The organism is Haloarcula onubensis, from assembly GCF_031624605.1.
Taxonomy (GTDB): Archaea; Halobacteriota; Halobacteria; order Halobacteriales; family Haloarculaceae; genus Haloarcula; species Haloarcula onubensis.
Genome location: NZ_JAMQOS010000003.1, coordinates 110,320 through 125,417 on the forward strand (window position 1 = coordinate 110,320; position 15,098 = coordinate 125,417).

Annotated in this window: 14 protein-coding genes; 4 read left to right on the forward strand and 10 right to left on the reverse strand. The window is 70.4% G+C overall.

Going from position 1 to position 15,098, the window contains the following annotated elements; genetic code table 11:
• Positions 1 to 10 precede the first annotated feature (10 nt).
• Complete coding sequence (locus tag NDI86_RS10025) at positions 11 to 1,012, reverse strand: A24 family peptidase (protein WP_310900663.1); 1,002 nt, start codon at positions 1,010 to 1,012, stop codon at positions 11 to 13.
• 305 nt (positions 1,013 to 1,317) lie between these two features.
• On the opposite strand from NDI86_RS10025, the gene NDI86_RS10030 reads away from it, so the two are divergent.
• Positions 1,318 to 2,067, forward strand: a complete 750-nt coding sequence (locus tag NDI86_RS10030; protein ID WP_310900285.1) for a hypothetical protein — start codon at positions 1,318 to 1,320, stop codon at positions 2,065 to 2,067.
• Positions 2,068 to 2,151: 84 nt separating this feature from the next.
• Here NDI86_RS10030 and fer read toward each other — a convergent pair whose 3' ends face one another.
• The 4 genes from fer to NDI86_RS10050 all read right to left on the reverse strand — a co-directional run bounded on the left by fer (position 2,152) and on the right by NDI86_RS10050 (position 5,750).
• Positions 2,152 to 2,541, reverse strand: coding sequence for a ferredoxin Fer (fer, locus tag NDI86_RS10035; RefSeq protein ID WP_310900286.1), 390 nt, complete (start codon positions 2,539 to 2,541; stop codon positions 2,152 to 2,154).
• Between the two features lie 81 nt (positions 2,542 to 2,622).
• The gene (locus NDI86_RS10040) at positions 2,623 to 3,828 is read right to left on the reverse strand and encodes an inorganic phosphate transporter (protein ID WP_310900287.1); all 1,206 of its coding nucleotides are present in this window, start codon (positions 3,826 to 3,828) and stop codon (positions 2,623 to 2,625) included.
• Positions 3,829 to 3,881: 53 nt separating this feature from the next.
• Positions 3,882 to 5,039, reverse strand: a complete 1,158-nt coding sequence (locus NDI86_RS10045) for an inorganic phosphate transporter (RefSeq protein ID WP_310900288.1) — start codon at positions 5,037 to 5,039, stop codon at positions 3,882 to 3,884.
• Positions 5,040 to 5,111: 72 nt separating this feature from the next.
• Entirely contained in the window at positions 5,112 to 5,750 is a 639-nt protein-coding gene (locus NDI86_RS10050) for a hypothetical protein (protein WP_310900289.1), read from the reverse strand.
• A gap of 105 nt (positions 5,751 to 5,855) precedes the next feature.
• On the opposite strand from NDI86_RS10050, the gene hisA reads away from it, so the two are divergent.
• A complete protein-coding gene (hisA, locus tag NDI86_RS10055; RefSeq protein ID WP_310900290.1) occupies positions 5,856 to 6,587 on the forward strand; it encodes a 1-(5-phosphoribosyl)-5-[(5-phosphoribosylamino)methylideneamino]imidazole-4-carboxamide isomerase in 732 nt (243 codons plus the stop codon).
• 95 nt (positions 6,588 to 6,682) lie between these two features.
• Here the strand turns inward: hisA and NDI86_RS10060 are convergent, their stop codons facing one another.
• The gene (locus NDI86_RS10060; RefSeq protein WP_310900291.1) at positions 6,683 to 9,823 is read right to left on the reverse strand and encodes a glycoside hydrolase family 97 N-terminal domain-containing protein; all 3,141 of its coding nucleotides are present in this window, start codon (positions 9,821 to 9,823) and stop codon (positions 6,683 to 6,685) included.
• Positions 9,824 to 9,989: 166 nt separating this feature from the next.
• Positions 9,990 to 11,054 carry a TrmB family transcriptional regulator gene (locus NDI86_RS10065; RefSeq protein ID WP_310900292.1) on the reverse strand — a complete coding sequence of 355 codons (1,065 nt, stop codon included), beginning with the start codon at positions 11,052 to 11,054 and terminating at the stop codon, positions 9,990 to 9,992.
• A gap of 63 nt (positions 11,055 to 11,117) precedes the next feature.
• Between NDI86_RS10065 and NDI86_RS10070 the strand changes: the two genes are divergently transcribed.
• Complete coding sequence (locus NDI86_RS10070) at positions 11,118 to 12,326, forward strand: MFS transporter (RefSeq protein ID WP_310900293.1); 1,209 nt, start codon at positions 11,118 to 11,120, stop codon at positions 12,324 to 12,326.
• Positions 12,327 to 12,614: 288 nt separating this feature from the next.
• On the opposite strand, the gene NDI86_RS10075 is transcribed toward NDI86_RS10070, so the two are convergent.
• Together NDI86_RS10075 and NDI86_RS10080 are read right to left on the reverse strand one after the other, a co-directional pair.
• Positions 12,615 to 13,043, reverse strand: a complete 429-nt coding sequence (locus NDI86_RS10075) for a GIY-YIG nuclease family protein (RefSeq protein WP_310900294.1) — start codon at positions 13,041 to 13,043, stop codon at positions 12,615 to 12,617.
• A gap of 7 nt (positions 13,044 to 13,050) precedes the next feature.
• Complete coding sequence (locus tag NDI86_RS10080; RefSeq protein ID WP_310900295.1) at positions 13,051 to 13,341, reverse strand: hypothetical protein; 291 nt, start codon at positions 13,339 to 13,341, stop codon at positions 13,051 to 13,053.
• Between the two features lie 88 nt (positions 13,342 to 13,429).
• Between NDI86_RS10080 and NDI86_RS10085 the strand changes: the two genes are divergently transcribed.
• Positions 13,430 to 14,059, forward strand: a complete 630-nt coding sequence (locus tag NDI86_RS10085) for a rhomboid family intramembrane serine protease (RefSeq protein ID WP_310900296.1) — start codon at positions 13,430 to 13,432, stop codon at positions 14,057 to 14,059.
• A 102-nt stretch (positions 14,060 to 14,161) separates the two neighbouring features.
• Here NDI86_RS10085 and NDI86_RS10090 read toward each other — a convergent pair whose 3' ends face one another.
• Positions 14,162 to 14,896, reverse strand: coding sequence for a ribonuclease H-like domain-containing protein (locus NDI86_RS10090; RefSeq protein WP_310900297.1), 735 nt, complete (start codon positions 14,894 to 14,896; stop codon positions 14,162 to 14,164).
• Positions 14,897 to 15,098: the final 202 nt, after the last annotated feature.

The following is a 15,098-nucleotide window of genomic DNA, read 5'->3' on the forward strand; positions in this document are numbered from 1 at the left end:
CGCGTGCCGTTCAGGCGAAGCCGAGCGCCGCGAGTAGCGCGTACAGCACGTCGCCGTAGGTCAGCGCCGCGACGAGCCCGACGAACATCGGGACGAGGAAGGGGATGCCCGGCGACACCCACACCTCGTCGGCGCGGACGAGCAGTTCCAGTCCCGCCCGCAGCGTCTCGGGGTCGGTGCCGTAAGCCGACCCCTCGATGTCGTCGAGGAACGCCTCGGCGCCCCAGGGGTCGGGGCCGGCGGCGGTGCCGAACTGGTCGGCGGTGCCCTCGGCGGGGACACCGCCGTCGGGCGCCGGCGTCCCGCCGTCCGTGGCGATGGCGCCGTCGCCCGGCGGGTTCGGCTCCTCGGGCAGCGAGTCGGGGTCGCGGTGGGCCCGCGGGTCGGCCCGGAGTTGCGCGAGCGTGGCGCCGCGCCACCGGAGGTACATCCGGAGCGCGTCGAGGTCGAGTCCCGCGCGGGTGAACCCGTCGGGCGTCTCCAGCAGGCGGCCGTACGCCGCCGGAACCCGGTCGACGACCACCGGCTTGCCGACGAACATCGCCCACGAGCGGCGGCCGCGAGCGAGGTTCCCGGCCGCGACGGCGAGCGGGTAGACCGCGCCCGCGAGCACCGTGTTCGAGAGGATGGTCAGCGAGAAGACGCCGACGAGCGACGGCTCCAGGGGCAGCGCCGTCCCCGGGAGGTAGTAGGTCGGATAGACGGGAAAGAGGACGGCGACGAGCATGAACGCCTTTGCGTCGGCGCCGCCGAACCCGCCGATGAGCCAGAAGCCGTAGGCGAGCGGGGCGACGAAGCCCAGACTGATGGCGACCTGGAGGAAGAACAGCCGTCCGGTCGCCGGCCCGGTGACGACGGCGTAGGTGTCCCAGCACAGGAGGAGGACGGCCAGCACGGCCAGCGGCGCCCACGTCCGGTTCGGGACGCGACGGGTCTCGATGTCGCGGTAGGCCGCCCAGCCGAAGACGGGGACGGCGAGCAGTCGCAACAGGTCCGGTATCGACCCCAGCACGACTCCCCATCCCACGCCGACGGTCCTAATGGTTCCGGTAGGTCAGGCGGTGAAACCGGACACGGCGAGCGGGCCCTGTCGCGAGACGGCGAGCGGGCCCTGTCGCGAGACGGCGAGAGGGCGATTCGGCACGAGACGGCCCGAATCCTGCATCGTCATATATAGATGCTGCCGGTAGATTGATTAGCATAGCTTGATGTTGAAAGCTGTATGAGCGGTAAATCGGCGCGAATTAAACGGGGCATCGGTGGGACCGACGGTGGAAGCGACGAGTGGACGGCTGGCACGTCGGGGGGAATGTGACCATGGCGCTCGACGACCCGACGCCGACCCAGCGGTACATCCTCGACCTGCTCGACTCGGAGCCGGGGCTGTCGAACGCCGACATCGCCGAGGAGACGGGGACACACACCGCCCTCGTCCGTGACCTCCGTCACGCAAAGCAGGCGGCCACGGCGGAAGACGACGACGAGTCGAGCCCGGGGAAGCTCTCGTCGCGGAAGCGGGTCCTCGACGACCTCTCCGGGACGCAGGCGGCGGCGCTCCAGCGGGCAGCGGCGGACCCGGACATCTCGAACGCCGAACTGGCCGACGCGGTGGGGACACACACCGCCCTGATACGCGACCTCCGTAGCGACGTCCAGGCGGCGGTGCTCGCCCAGACGCTTCGGAACCCGGACGCGACGAACGCCGACATCGCCGACGAACTGGGGACCCACACCGCCCTCGTCAGAGACGCCCGGAGCGGGCTCGAAGCGGAGATTCTCGAGCGGTCGGTGCGAAACCCGGAGCTGTCGAACGCGGAGCTTGCCGAGGAGCTGGGGGTCCACATCGCCACCGTCAGGGACGCCCGAGCGACCTACGAGGACGGCATCGAGGCGGTCGACCTCACGCCGAGCGACGCCGAGCCGGCCGCGGGCGACACTGCGACGGCCGAAACCGCCGCCGCCGAACCCGCGACGGCCGACGGCGGGTCGGGGCTGGACGGCGGGGCCATCGTCGCGCTCGTCGTCGGCGTGTTGCTGCTGGTCGCGGTCCTCGTACTGCTGGTGTAGCGGGTCCGGCGACTCGTCGGCGTGAGAAGGTGGGAACGCGCGTTCCCGGAGAACCGTGCGTTCGTCGAACGCACCTGTCGGTGTTTATATGACGCGGTTCTGCAGGTAGTCGAGGTGCTTGGCGTTGTAGACGATCTTGACCTCGTCGGCGTCCGGGCTGCCGATACAGGTCAGTCGGACGTTCTTCTCTTCGACTTCCTCGTCGCTGAGAATCTGCTGCATGTCCATGTCGATTTCGCCTTCGAGGACGATGGCGGCGCAGTTCGCGCAGGCGCCGGCACGGCAGGAGAAGGGCCAGTCGTAGCCCTGGGCCTCCGCCGCTTCGAGGATGTACTCGCCCTCGTTGACCTCCAGTTCGCCGTGGTCCTCGTCGTCGAGACCGAGGTCCGCGGCCTCACTGAAGACGTCGTCGTCGTACATGTCCCAGCCGTTGTCGTCCACTACTTCGTAGTTAAGGTACTCTACCGTGGGCATCACTGCGGCGTTCGAACCCCGTACTGTTAGACTTTGCCCTTCGAACAGCCGGAGTGTACGATAGTGACAGACTGAGCGGCGTCAAAACACCGGAAGAAACCGAAAGACGAGGTACGCGGCGACCGTCGCGATAGAGGGGACCACGTTCTGGAGGAAGATGACCCGGGCGGTCGTCGCCGGTTCGAACAGGTCCGAGGCCCGGGGGATGTCCTCGCTGGACTCCTCGCCGATGGGGTCTGGCTCGCTCGGCTCCGGCGTCCCCTTGCTCCCGCCGACCGTCGGCGCGTCGTCGGCGTCGGCGGCCAGCGCGCCGACGGAGACGTCCGGCGCGTCGTGGCCGGTGACGGTGTCGGAGAGGCGCGTCATCCGGGTCGCCCGGCCCCAGCCCAGCCCGACGATGCTCATCGTGGCGATGATGACGAAACTGGCCGGGATGCCAAGCGCCGAGAGGAAGGTGACGATGGTCGAGGCGACCGTCGCGACGACGATAGCAGCCACGAGAGGCAGGTCGGTGAGGTCGTTGCCGACGGTGTCCATCGTCCGCCGGGCGATGGTGAACGCGCCCAGCCCGATGGCGGCCCCGCCCAGCAGGATGGCCGGATAGAGGTCCAGCGAGCCGTTGCCCACGAGGGGCGCGACGGCGTTGGCGACGTTGCTTGCCCCCGCCGAGAACGCCATGTAACAGCCGATACCGATGACGACGGCGGTGCCGACGAACTCGCGGGGGGTCGTGCGCTCGCCCAGTCGCGGGCGCGGAACCGCGCCCGAGCGGTCGAAATCCAGCAGGTCCCCCTCGCTCTGTGAGACGGCGAACCACCGGACGAGCGTCGGGTAGAAGTACCGCCCGATGACGCCGCTGACCCAGAACGCGACGATGGGCGAGACCAGCCACCAGACGACGATTTCGAGCATCAGGTCGGCGTTGAGCGTCTTCCGGGCGAGTCCCAGGCCGGCGATGGCGCCCACCGCCGTCATCGACGTGGAGGCGGGGACGCCGACGACGTTCGAGAGGAACAGCGCGGTCCCGATGAAAAAGAGGACGGCGATGCTGATGAGCGGCGAGAACGGCGTCGCGACGAGGTCACTGCCCAGGCTCTGGACGACCGCCGGTCCGACCAGCAGTCCGCCGGCCAGCGCGAACACCGTCATCAGCGCCGCCGCCGACAGCTTCGAGAGGGTGTTCGACCCCACGGCCGGCCCGAACGCGACCCCCGTCGAGGACCCACCGATGTTGAACCCGACGAAAACCGCGACGACAAGCCCCAGCGCGAAGAGGACCTCGACCATACGATGAGGAGACGGGCCGGGGAGTAAAGGCTACTGTCTGGTCCCGTGTCGGGTCACAGTGCGTACTGGAAGACCAGGTAGGAGGCGACCGCCGAGATGCTCGGCGTGAGAATCCACAGCATCACGACCCGCCCCGTCGCCGCGGGGTTGAACAGGTCGGCGGCGGTCGTCGCCGACTCGGGGTCCTCCTCGCCGATGGCCGGTACGTCCGCGGGCTCGCCGCCGTCCGGGTCGGCCGGTTCGTGGTCGGCCGCGAGGGCGTTGACCGAGACGCCGCCCTCGTCGCTCGTGGCGGCCGCCCCGCTGACCGCGGCCTCGGCCGCGTCGGCGAGCGTCGTCGTCCGGGTCGCCCGGCCCCACCCCAGCCCGACGACACACATCGTCGCGGAGACGGCCAGACTCGCCGGGATACCGGCGGCCGAGAGCAGGCTGATGATGGTCGCGCTCACCGTCTCGACGATGAGCGCCGCCAGGATTGGGAGTTCGGTGAGGTCGTTGCCGACGGTGTCGAGGGTGCGCCGGGCGATGGTGAAGGCGCCCAGGCCGATGGCGCCGCCGGCGAGCAGGACACCCGGATACAGTTCGAGCGAACCACTTCCGACGAGTGGCGCGACGGCGTTGGCGACGTTGCTTGCCCCTGCCGAGAACGCCATGTAACAGCCGATGGCGACCACGAGGACCTGTCCGACCCGCTCGCGCCGACTCGTCTCCGGCCCGTCCGTCTCGAAGACGATGCGGGCCGCCAGATGCGGGTAGAGGTAGCGGCCGACGACCGCCGACAGCCAGAACGCGACGATGGGCGCGACCAGCCACCAGGAGACGATACGCCCCATCACCTCCCAGTCGATGGTCCCGCTGGCGACGCCCAGCCCGGCGATGGCCCCGACCGCGGTCATCGACGTCGAGGCGGGGACGCCAAAGAGGTTCGACACGAGGAGCGCGAGTCCGACGAAGAACAGAATCGTCACGCTGGCCAGCAGCGTGAACTGGCCGCTCGGGACGATTTGCCCGCCCATCGTCTCGATGACCTCCGTCCCGACGGTGGCCCCGCCCAGCAGCGCGAAAGTCGTCATCAGCGCCGCCGCCGCGAGCTTCCCGATGGTGTTCGACCCGACGGCCGGCCCGAACGCGACCCCCGTCGAGGACCCCCCGATGTTGAACCCGACGAACACCGCGACGGCTAGCCCGAAAATAAAGAGAACTTCGACCATACAGTGTGCAGGCCGGGGAGCCGGTAAAGGGTGCCGACACTGGCCGAGCGTGTGAGTGCGTGGCAAGCCCGGCTACTGGCCGTCGGCGTCGTCGCTGTCGGACCCGTCGCCCTCGGCGCCGGCGAGTCGCTCGCGCTTCTGTGCGGCCGTCTCCTCGACGTCGGTGGCGGCCGCCTTCGCGTCTTCGACCGCGTCCTCGACGGTCTCTGCGGTCGCTCTGGCCTCGGTCGCGCGGTCTCTCGCCTCGGTCGCCGTCTCGGCGGCCCCGTCGGTGTCGGTCTCGGCCGCTGCACCCTCGACCTCGTCGGCGGCGTCGTCCACCGTCTCGGCCGCGTCCCCGACGGCCTCGGCGGACTGTTCCAGCTCCTCGGCGGTCTGCTCCAGCCGCTCGGCCGCCGCCTCCAGCTCGGCGGCCTCGGTCGCTACGTCCTCGTTGGCCCGTTCGAGGACGTTCGCCAGCACGAGAAACTGGAGCAGCCCGACGATGACGAAGGCCGTGACGGCGACGCTCGCCGCGGTCGAAAGCACTGCGGTCGCGCCGGCCCCCAGCGGGAGCAGTCCCAGCGCGAAGACGCCCCACGCCAGCGCCAGCCCGGCGGCGACGACGGTGACCGCCTGTGCGAACAGCCGATACTGGCGCTCGTAGCGGCCGAACATCACGGCTTCGAGCCGGCGAGCCAGCGGTGTGAGCAGCGGGATTCCCTCTGCCATGGTTGGGGGATGCTTGTCGGGCCGGATAAGGGTGTGGGCTGACAGCAGCGTCGTGGGGCGTGAGGGACCGACACGCTTTCGACGGGGCGTGCCCGACTGCCGGCCATGTTCCCCGAGTTCGAGGTCGTGCCGGCGGTCGACATGCAGGACGGGCAGGTGGTCCAGCTGGTCGGTGGCGAGCGTGGCACCGAGAAGACGTACGGCGACCCGGTCGCGGCGGCCCAGCGGTGGGTCGACGCCGGCGCCCGCACCCTCCACCTGGTCGACCTCGACGGCGCCTTCGAGGGCGAGCGCGTAAACGGCGACGCCATCGACGCGGTGCTCGAGGCGGTCGGCGACGGCGTCGACGTCCAACTGGGCGGGGGTATCCGGACCGCCGAGGACGCCATCTCGCTGCTGGACCGCGGCGTCGACCGCGTCATCCTGGGGACGGCGGCCGTCGAGAACCCCGACATCGTCGCGGAGATAAGCCGAACCCATCCCGAGAGCGTCCTCGTCAGCCTCGACGCGAAAGACGGCGAGGTCGTCGTCTCGGGGTGGACCGAGGGGACGGGACTGGACCCCGCCGAGGCCGCGGGGCGCTACGCCGACCTCGGCGCGGCCGGCGTCCTCTTTACCGACGTGGACGTGGAGGGGCAACTGGAGGGCGTCCGGACCGAGCCGGTCGAACGGCTGGTCGAGGCCGTCGACGTCCCGATTGTCGCCAGCGGCGGCGTCGCCACCGTCGCGGACGTACAGGCGCTCGAATCGGCGGGCGCGGCGGCCGTCGTCGTCGGCAGCGCGCTGTACGAGGGGGAGTTCACGCTCGAAGCCGCACAGCGGGCCGTCGACGGATAGCTAGTCGAGCGCGCCGACGGTCGCGCCGGCAGGGCCGCGCTCGAAGCCGCCGAGCGTCGGCTAACTGACCGCGCCGGACCCGTCGCTGACGACGGTCACCGGTGACTGACCGACACCGTCTCGCTCGCGAGCACCGTCCCGTCGCCGCGGCGAACGGTCACGTCGTACTCGCCGGGCGTCTCGACGCCGCCTTCGAATCTGACGGGGGCGTCGGTCGCGCCGGCCGGGAGTCGGACGGTACGGGACTCGACGACTTCGCCGTCGACGAGGAGTTCGAGCGTCGCACCGCCGACGGTGTCGGTGTCGTTACGTCCCGTGACGGCGGCGAGCGGGGCCCCGACGGCCTGCTCGGCGTCGATACTCGCGTCGAAGGCCCCGGTCGGGCGCTCGTACTCGGGGAGGTCCTGCAACTCCCCGGCGTTTGCGGGCCGAATCCGGACGGCGGTCCCGCCGGTCCGGGCCATGGACGCCACGAGCGCCGTCTCGTGGTCGACGAGCGCCCGCGAGATGTGGACCTCGTCGGCCGTGTCGGCGGCGCTCGCACCGACGCCGTCGGTGTATATCTCCGCGACGAGGGACGGTCCCCCCGCGTCGGCGTCGTCGGGGCCGAGGAAGTCGAGGGGCACGTCGAGCACCCGTCGACACTCGTCTGTCATCGCGCCGAGGAACCACTCCTCGCCGGCCCGGCGGGCCACGACGCTGTAGTCACCGATTTCGGCGTCGACGACCCGGGTGTCGTCCCAGCCGCCGGCGGGCACCGCCTCCAGGAAGTCGAACGCTGGCAGCGTCTCGAAGTTCTCCGCTTCGGGCGTGTACCCCTCGTACTCGGCCGGGACGGGCGACGGCTCGCCGACCTCGGTGACCGCGACGGCGTCGAGGTTGAACCCGCCCACGTCGCCCCGGAACTGCGAGCCCTCGTCGTCGTACTGCAGTTCGAGCGCGACGGTGTTGTCGCCCGCCGAGAGGGAGACGGTCGTCGTGAACACCTCCCACTGGTCCCAGTAGCCGGTGTAGTCGGGCGCGATAGTCGTCGTCTCGCCGTCGACCCGAAGGGTCGCCTGCGGGCCGCCGTTGTGGCGCACCCGGGGGGTGTTCGCGTCGCCGTCGCTGGCGTAGCGCAGGTGGAGGTCGTACTCGCCTGCCGAGGGCACGTCTCTGACGGTAAAGGACACCGACGCGCCGGGCTCAGCCCGGTTCGGGTCCATCGGCACGTAGTGAGCGCCAAAGGCGTTGCGCCACGTATCGGCCGTGACCAGCCCGTCGAGGGCGCCCGACTGGGCCTGCAGGAGTTGGCCGACCTCGAACTCGGGGCTGACGTAGGCCTCGATGCGGTCGGCGAGCATCTGCATCCCGGCGTTGTACGTCGGGTACATCGCCAGCTGCTTGGCCCGGGTCGTCCGGACGCGGCCGCTGGCCGTCCCGTCCAGGCGGATGTCGAACAGCCCCGGCTGGTAGCTTATCGGCCCGGCGAGCATCCGGGTAAAGGGCAGCGTGACGTGGTGGCCCTCGCCCACGTCCGAGCCCAGTCGGCCGAACCCGTCGTACTCCTGGGCCTTGAGCACCTCGCTGGCGGCCAGGTGCGGGTAGGTCCGGCGCTTGCCGGTGGGCTTGTCCGACTCGTGGCGTTCGAGCAACTGGCGGCTGGCACCGCCCCGTCGGGCGACCAGTTCCTGGTGGTTGACCGCCAGCTGACAGTGGTGGTTGTGGGTGGGTTCGGCGTTGTCTTCGAACCCCAGGCCGGGGTCGGAGACGTAGCCGGTCTTGACCGAGCGGATGGCTTCGGCCTCGTAGTCGCCGAAGATGTCGTCTGCCAGCTGTGCCTCGTAGTTGACTACGTTCCCGGCCGTCTCGTTGTGCATCGTCATCTCGACGGCCGGGGACAGCGACTGTCCAAAGGCCGTCACGCCGGCGAGGTCGAAGTCGGGCGTCGACCCGTCGACGGAGAAGTCGAGCGCGTCGCCGGCCGGGCCGGGGAAGTCCTCCCAGCCCTCGTTCCAGCCCTCGGCGAGCACGCTGTCGACGCCGTTGTCGCTCGCGAACTGGAGATACCGCTTCATCCGTTCGGTGCGCGCGCCGTGGATGTATTTCCCGGGGTCGATGTCGTCGGCCGCCAGGTCCGCGTCGCTCCGGTACTGCCAGTTGGCCGCCCCGGCTATCATCATCCACCAGATACCGACGTACTTCTTCGGCGTTATCCAGTCCGTGTCCGGGCCCTCGGCGCTCGCCGGGAGCGCCGACTCGTCGACGTCGTCGTTGAGCAGCGGGACGAGCGAGGACTCGAGCAGGTCGCCCGGCGAGTCGCCCACCTGTACCGTCCGCCACGGCGTGACGTGGGGCGCCCGTGCCGACACCTTCGTCCCGTCGGGAAGGGGGGCCAGTTCGGCCGAGAGCGTCGTCGCCCCGTCGCCGTCGGGGGCGAGCGAGAGCGTCGCGTAGTCGGTCAGAGCCGCCTCGTGGACGCTGAGATAGAGCTCGCCGGCGTCGATGGTCAGTGGCGTGTGGACGCCCCGGCGAGTCCCCGCACCGCCCGGGAGCTGTGACCGCCTCCCCGACGGGAGCTCGCTCAGCGGCGTCTCGCGGTACTCGTCTTCGAAGCGACCGGGTTCGCCCTCGGGCTGGGAGAAGCGGTTCTCTATCCACCAGCAGTCGTAGTCCTCGGCGAAGTCGAAGGCGGTGTTCTCGCCGGTGAGGACGAACTGGCCGTCCTCGTGACCGAAGTCCGTCGAGAAGACGGTCCGGAACCCGAAGCCGTCGTCGAACACCCGGAGTTCGAGCGTCGCCGCCCGGCCAGGGTCGGCGGTCTCCGCGAGGCCGAGGCGGAGCGAGCGATACGTCGCGTTGACGCGGTCATACTGGTCCACGACCGGTTCCCACGACTCTGTCCCGGAGCCACGCTCGGCGCCGGTGACTCGGACCTCGGGCGCGGCCTCGTGGCTGGCCCCGAAGGCGGGCTGGTTTCTGAAGTCGAAGCCGATTCCCGAGGGTTCGACGTAGGTGGTCTCCGCGACCGCGACGCTGTACGTCGGGACCCCGTCGGTCACGTCGACGGTGACCGCGATGCGTCCGTCGGGCGACCTGACGCGCTGTCGCGGCGAATCGTTCCCCGTGGTCACCGCTGCCGCCGTCGCCGGCGATACCTCCCGCGAGAAGGCCGCAGCAGTGAGAAGTGTCTTCGTGCCACCGTCGGGCCGGCAGTGGTCCGACCGTGAACCGCACGACCGATTGTCGTCTGTCACTACCCCAGGGCGAGGGCCGAGGGGGCCTTACTACTTCCTACATAACCTGACGACTCAGCGTGGCGGCGGCTCGGGCGGTGTGAGAGGAGTCACCAGTGCGGGAGACGCGACGGGACAGCGGACCGGACGGGGTTCTCGCGGCGGTCCCGGACGGCCGCCGCCGGCGTTAGCCGCCGTATAACGTGACAGCGCGTGCCCCGTACCCCTCGTAGAACGGCCCGATACCGCCGCCGGCGTTGCCCGCGGCGACGCGGCCGTCGGGCGTCTCGAAGACGAGGCTGTTCTCCATCGGGAAGTCGTTGGTGGGGTCGCCGACGAGGTTCTGGCGCACCGCGACGACGGGCACCCGTTCGTAGCGCCGGTCGTCGCCGCCGTCGAGGTCTTCGAGCGTCACGTCGGCGAGCAGGTCCCGGCCCTCGGCCCGGTGGAGCGCGGCGTTGGTCGCGGCGGTCCGGAGGTGGTCGTACGTCGCCGGCAGTTCGTCGGGGTCGGTGACGTGGCGGACCTCGCCCATCGGCCAGAAGTTGGCGACGGCGTTGCCGAAGAAGCCGCTGGCGACCTCGTGCTGGGCAAAGGAGAGGGCGTACTCGCTGCCGTGACGGCCGGCGAGGATACCGTGGGCGCCGAGGACGCCGGTCCGCTCGTCGACGACGACGGTGACCGGAGGCGCGGCGTCCCAGACCCGGACCACGTCCGCACAGGCCGCCCAGTCCGGGGCCACGTCGGAGGACAGCGGCGCGACGGCGAGCAGATAGACGAACACGCCCCGTTCGCGGGCGGCGGCGAGGTCGGCTTCGAGGTTGGCGAGTTCCGGTTCCGGGAGCACGAGAAACGCCTCTCGCTCCGCGTCGCCCAGGTAGTGCCGAATTCGCTTGCGGACCGTCGCACGGGAGTGGACGACCTCGACCGCGGTGCCGTCGTCGTCCGGCGCGGTGTACAGCGACTCGACGCCCGCCTGGAGGTCGTCCAGTCGCGCGGTGAAGGCGCCCAGCGCCTCGTCGGGCGGGCGCGCTCGGATGACGGTCGGACTGGCCGTCTCGTCGATGGTGACCAGCCCCCGGTCGGCCAGTTCCCCGGCGAGTTCGTAGACGTACCCCTGGGAGACGTCGGCCGCCCGCGACACCTCCCCCGTCGTCGCCGCGCCGGCCCGAAGCACGGCCAGATAGGCGTCGATTTCCTTCGCCGAGAGCCCGAACGCGCGCAGGTGGTCTCGCACCGTGTCCGCAGACATGGCCGAATATTATGATACAATATACAAAATATTTTTCCCATTGGCGGGCGCAGGGACAGGTAGATGAGCGAATCGTCCGCCATGCAGGCGCCGGAGGAGGAAGTCGGCGAGGACGTGGTGAGCGACCGCTCGGGCCGTCGCTGGTGGACGGTCGCTATCTTCGCGTACATCATGCTGGAGGGCGCCGGACTGCAGATGCGCGGGGCGGTCATCCCCGCGCTCCGGCGGACCTTCGAGGTGCCAGAGTGGCAACTTGGACTGGTCGCGCCAGCGGGCACCGTCGGCTACGTGCTCGCGGTGATGGTGGTCGGCGCCGTCGCCGGCCGCCTCGACACGAGACGGCTCCTGCTGGTCGGCATCGTCGGCACCGGCGTCGGCATCCTGGTGATGGGCGTCGCGCCCTCCTTCGCCCTCTTCCTGGCGGCGCTGCTCGGTCGGGGGCTCTTTACCGGCGTCGGCCGGGGGACCGACCGACCGCTGCTCTCGCATCTCTACCCCGCCCAGCGGGGCCGCATCTTCGGCTTCTACGACATGATGTGGGCCGTCGGCGCGACGGCCGGCCCGCTGCTGGTCGCCGCCGCCGTCGCCGCGGGGGACTGGCGACTTGCCTACTACGCGCTCGCGCTCGCGTTCGTCCCGGTGGTCGCGCTCGCCCTCTGGCTGCCGACGCCGGACGTCGACGGCGGCGACGACCCGCTGGACTGGGCCGAACTCCGCCGCATCACGAGCCAGCCGGCGGTCCTGACGATGGCCGTCGCGCTCTTCTGTTCGACCGGGTTAGAGGGCGGACTCTTTACCTGGGTGACGACGTACGCCCAGGGGCGACTGCCCGGGTCGCTCGCGACGGCGTCGCTGTCGGTCATGCTGGCGGCCTACATCCCGGGTCGGTTCGTCTCCGGGTGGCTCTCCGAGCGGGTCGGCTACGTCCGCCTTGCCGTCGGGCTGACCGGGCTGACCATCCCCGCGTTCGCCTACACGTTCTTCGTCGCGGAGGGGTACGGGCTGCTCGTCGGCCTCTTCACCATCGGCCTGGCGCTCTCGGGGATGTACCCGACGCTGCTGGCCTACGCCACCGAGGCGGTGCCCGAACACAGCGCGCCGGTCAACGCGAGCGCCGCCGTCACCAGCGCCGCCGGTATCGCCATCGTCCCCGCCGCGATGGGCTTTGTCATCAGTGACACCGGCGTCGCGGGCGCGATGCGACTGCTCGCCGTGCCACTGGCCCTGCTCGCGCTCGTCTTGCTGTTCGCGCTGTATCGGACCGTGCGATAGACGGCCGTGGTCTGCTGACCGATAGATGCTTCAGGCTACTACCTGAACCGGGCGAGCGTTGCCACAATGCCCTCCATCGACAGCGATAGAACTCGCAGAGACGTGTACGTAGTCGTCGCCTTCTTCTGCATCATTTCGGTTATCGCGCTGCCAGTGGGCGTGTTTCTGGCGTATCGGGCCTGAAAGATTCACCGGGACCTGCCCGACGAGAGCGCCTGATGGGCCCCTCGGTCGCATACTAGCCCCCGCGTCGTCCGGGTCTTTCCGGCCGTCTGTATCTCTAGCTGCTCAGCCACCGCTCTCGGCAGCCCCGTCGTGGGCCCGCTCGACGGCCGTCACCAGTGTCGCCCGCTCCGCACACCCGACGAGATGCGAGGCACAGCCACAGTCCGAACAGCCGAAGTCGGGGACTGCCCCACCAACGGCGTCGACCAGTCGCCGCGCCACGGCACACTCGATATCGGCTGTGGTCGTCACGACGCGCTCGACGCTCGTCGCCGGGTCGCCCAGCAGGTAGTCGACGTGCCAGTGGCGGGCGTCGTTCTCGCCGCGGGCGACGGCGCGGTGGCGGTCGACGCGGGCGAATCCGCCCGGCCCGAGTGCGCTCCCGGTGTAGGCGTACCAGTCGGCCGGGAAGTCGAGCGGACCGAGCGCGCCCACCTCGACGGCGCCGTCGCTGGCTCGGGAGAGAACAAGCGTGTAGGTGCCGCCGGCCATCCGCCGGTCAGCCCGTAATCGTGGGGTCGGCGGCGTGGTCGCCGGGACCGCCGATGCGGAACTCCCGGGAGTCCGTGCAGTCCTCGGTACCGGCGGCGAGGTCCCCGACGAGCCAGTTGAACGCGCGGGTGAACTCGGCGGCGGGGGCGTCCTCGAAGCGGGCCAGGACGTCGTCCGCGGTCAGGGCCTCGTCGTACTGCCGGGCGAAGGCGGCGACGTTCTCGGCGGCGGTCTGTGCGGTGTCGGCGTCGGTGTGCTCGCCGAAGGCGACGGCGAGCGAGTCGGTGATGTCGGACATACACGGGGACAGCGGCCGGAGCAAGTATGCGTTTATGATGGCGGCGAACTGGCCGGGCTTTCTTGTACGCTGGCCGCCACGTTCAGGTATGCGCGCCCTCCGACGGAGCCCGACGGCCGTGACCCTGGCGCTCGTTCTCGCGGTCTTTGCCTGCCAGCGGGCCGCCGGCGCGGTGGGCCTCCGGGGCCTGTTCGCGCTGTCGAACCCCCTGCTTTCCCGACCGTGGACGCTGGTGACGAGCGTCTACGCCCACGCGAGCGTCTCGCACCTGGTCGCCAACGCCGTCGCGCTCGCGCTGGGCGGCGTGCTGGTCGAGCGGCTGACGACGCCGGCGCGCTTTCACGCCTTCTTCGCCGGCGTCGGCGTCCTCGCCGGGGTGACGCAGGTGGCGCTGGTCGGCCTCGTCGGGCCGCTGGTCCCGTGGCTGCCCGCACAGGTCGCCGTGCTGGGTGCCAGCGGCGCCATCCTCGGCCTCTATGGCTACCTGCTCGGGGCGAACCGGCTCACCGAGCGCATCGTCGGCGGCGTCGAACTCGCCCCGCGGTCCCAGCTCGCCGCCGGCGTCCTGGTGGCGGCGCTCGTCACGCTGCTGACGGCCAACCCCGGCGCGGCGCTGGTCGCGCACTTCACGGGCCTGCTCGTGGGCTTTCTCGCCGGACGCACACACCTGCTGGCGCCCGGCGAGGGCGCTCGGGAGCGACAGTCAGCGGTGGAGTGAGCCACATCGGCCCCGTCGCGCGCGTGCTTCACGCAGGGGCTACGCTCCGCGTCACTGCGTTCTCGGGTGCGCTTCGAGGCCGTGAGCCTGCGAGCGACCGCGCTACACGAACACCTGCTCGTCCAGCCGCGTCGTCACCTCGTCGGCCAGGGTCTGCAGGTTGACGGTGTCCTCGCGGTTGTAGGAGACGAGCGTCTCCAGGGAGCCGTCCTGGCCGCGCTCGTGTTCGCGCCAGAGGCGGACCGCGTCCCGGCCGGAGATGTCGGGGCGGTCCCGCTCGATGCCGATGTCCTGCTCGACCTGTTTGAGCCCGCCAGAGAGGCCGATTTTCTTGCAGGTGTACATCAGGTCGAGGTGGGGCCGCTGGAGGTCGATATCGAAGTTCGCTTCGAGGAAGGGCACGTCGAAGCGCTTGCCGTTGAACGTCACCAGCAGGTCGGCGTCGGAGAAGGCCGCCCGGAGGTTGCCGGCGGTGAGGTCGTCGCCGGCGACCAGTGTTTCGGTCTCGCCGGCCTGGTGCAAGGAGACGGTCGTCACCTGGTTGCGGCGCTCGTCCAGCCCGGTGGTCTCGATGTCGAAGAAACACGCCTGCTCGGGGAAGGTCTCGTAGAGGCGCCACCCCTCGCTGCTGGGGAAACAGCGGTCGAAGTAGGCCACGTCCGCGGCGTCGAGATACGCGCGGCCCTCCCGGATGAACTGGTCGATGCGGTCGCCCCGCTTGCCGCCGACGACGCCCGGTTCGAACTCGTCCCAGTGGGTGACCCCCTGCTCCCAGATAGAGCGCTCTGTCTGCTCGCCGACGCCGTCGACCGCGATGAAACTGTTCTCGACGCGCACGCTATCCGGTAGTAGGGGCGGTGTATGTAAACCTAGCGAGGAAGCGACCGCAGGGAGCGTCCTCGAAGGCGACGCGGGGAGAGCGAGGCCGTAGCGAAGCGAGGGCCTCGGACGCGAGCGGCGAAGCGAGACTGCGGACAGTGAGTCCTAGAGCAGCGAGGAGCGTGACCCAGTAGCGACGGCGAGCAAAACGCCGAAGCCG